Annotated in this window: 3 protein-coding genes and 1 other annotated feature; all 3 genes read right to left on the bottom strand. The window is 40.6% G+C overall.

Annotation, left to right across the window (positions count from 1 at the left end; translation table 11 throughout):
- Positions 1–406 (bottom strand): ABC transporter permease subunit (locus SORDD16_RS11685; RefSeq protein ID WP_440862108.1); only part of this gene is annotated, 406 nt, incomplete at its 3' end.
- Positions 407–471: 65 nt separating this feature from the next.
- Positions 472–1,467, bottom strand: a complete 996-nt coding sequence (gene trpX / locus SORDD16_RS04005) for a tryptophan ABC transporter substrate-binding protein (RefSeq protein ID WP_061452462.1) — start codon at positions 1,465–1,467, stop codon at positions 472–474.
- 118 nt (positions 1,468–1,585) lie between these two features.
- Positions 1,586–1,801: a binding site (T-box leader), on the bottom strand.
- A gap of 96 nt (positions 1,802–1,897) precedes the next feature.
- Positions 1,898–2,049: phosphoenolpyruvate carboxylase (locus SORDD16_RS10565; RefSeq protein WP_128973467.1), on the bottom strand; the 152-nt coding region annotated here is incomplete at its 5' end.

Raw genomic sequence — 2,049 nt, 5'->3', positions numbered from 1 at the left:
CCACAAAGATTAATCCAGTCAGCAGTTGATTGAAATCCGAATCAAAAGGCAAGACATCCTGAATTTGCTTGGTTCCAAGAAGCCCCAGATTGGCACGTCCCATAATCATGAGCATGATGGAATGGCAGGAAGTCATGACCAGAATCCCTGATAAGAGGGTTGGGATTTTTCCTTTGGTATACAAAAGTCCCGTCGCCATTCCAGCTAGACATCCCGCTCCTACTGCAGCTAAGGTCGCTAAGAATGGATTGACTCCCTGTGTTATCAAGGTTACAGCTACTGCTCCCCCAAGAGGAAAAGAACCTTCAGTAGTCATATCTGGAAAATTCAAAATTCGAAAAGTCATAAAGATTCCCAAACCTAGAATCGCCCAGACCATCCCCTGAGAAATAATGGATACTATCATAATCTTTCACTCATTTCTTTCTTTAGTAAAAATGGGAGGAGATGTCCCCAACTCCTCCTTTATCTTTATTCAATCACTTGTCCCGCTTCTTTTAGAACGGTCTCAGGAATGGTGATACCGAGTTCCTGCGCTAGTTTTTTGTTAATCACTGACTTACCAGTTGAGAAGACATTAACTGGCGTATCAGCTGGTTTTTCACCTTTCAAAACTTTGGCAATCATTTTACCCGTAGCCACTCCAAGATCGTGTTGGTCAACTACTACAGATGCTAATCCACCTGCTTCTACCATGGCAGTAGCACTTGGGTAGATTGGCTTTTTAGCTGTTTGGTTGCTTGAAACAACTGTTGAGAATGCTGATGCGATGGTGTTGTCAATTGGAACCCAGATTGCATCGACCTTGCTTGTCATAACATTAACTGTTGAAGCAATTTCATTGGTTGATGGAACGGCAAAGGTTTCGACTGTCAAACCTGCTTTTTCAGCATAAGCCTTGAATTCTTCTACCTGTGTTTTTGAGTTATCTTCGCTACTTGAGTAAAGAGCGCCGATCGTTTTGACATTTGGTGTCAAAGTTTTAATCAATTCCACTTGCTGTTCAGCAGGGTTGTGGTCTGATACCCCTGTGATGTTGCCACCTGGTTTTTTCAAATCTTTGACCAAGTTCGCACCGATTGGGTCTGTAATAGCAGCCATGATAACAGGTAGGTCTTTTGTAGCACTAGCGAGTCCTTGAGCTGCTGGTGTTGCAATCCCAACAACAACATCGTTTCCATTTGCCACCAATTGTTTACTCATGGTTGCAACCTTACTCTGGTCCCCTTCAGAGTTCATAAAGTCGATTTTTACCTGGTCGTCCTTATAGCCTTCTTCAGCTAGTCCATCTTGAATCCCTTGGTAAATCAGGTCCAAGGATGGGTGACTAACAAATTGAAGGACACCAACCTTAGCGACCTTCTGCTCTTCCTTAGCTGCTGGCTTGTTCATTGATGAATAAATCAAGCTAGCCACTACCAATATTGCTAATCCAGCGACAATTCCAATCAAACGTTTATTTTTCATTTGTCTTTCTCCTTTATTCTTTTACCTTAACTTGTTAAATCACTTCATCAAGCGATGCCATCGTTTAAATTCCAATATTTTTCCTCCCCATAGAAAAAGTCCTCACACAAAAAACTTGTGTGAGGACGTCGATGCGCGGTGCCACCTCAATTATAGGGAATATCCCTATCGCTCTTTCTCGCAATAACGAGTTGCACTGTAAGGTGTGCTCACCGAATTTTTATGATTTCAAATTCTTAAGTACATTCAGCCCAATTTCATCAATTTCATCTATCTGTTTCCACCAACCACAGACTCTCTTAAAAATGAGTATGATTACTTTCTGAATGTTTAAATTATATCATTTTTCAACTACTTGTCAATACTATTTTTAGAATTTTTTAAACTATTCAAAAACTTCCCCTTAAAAAAAGGGGAGGTTTGAAAGGTATCAGCCCGAATTACGCAATCCTGTTGCAATTCCGTTGATAGTTGTATGGATTAGTTTTTCTTCATCAGTTGACAATTCCCCTCGACGTTGACGTTTAATCAACTCCAACTGGATATAATTGAGGATATTAAAGTAAGGCATACGATAGTTTA

Source organism: Streptococcus oralis, from assembly GCF_001578945.1.
GTDB classification, from domain to species: Bacteria; Bacillota; Bacilli; order Lactobacillales; family Streptococcaceae; genus Streptococcus; species Streptococcus oralis_Q.
Note: the sequence above shows the minus strand (reverse complement) of the source record. Positions and strands in the feature narration are given on the sequence as shown.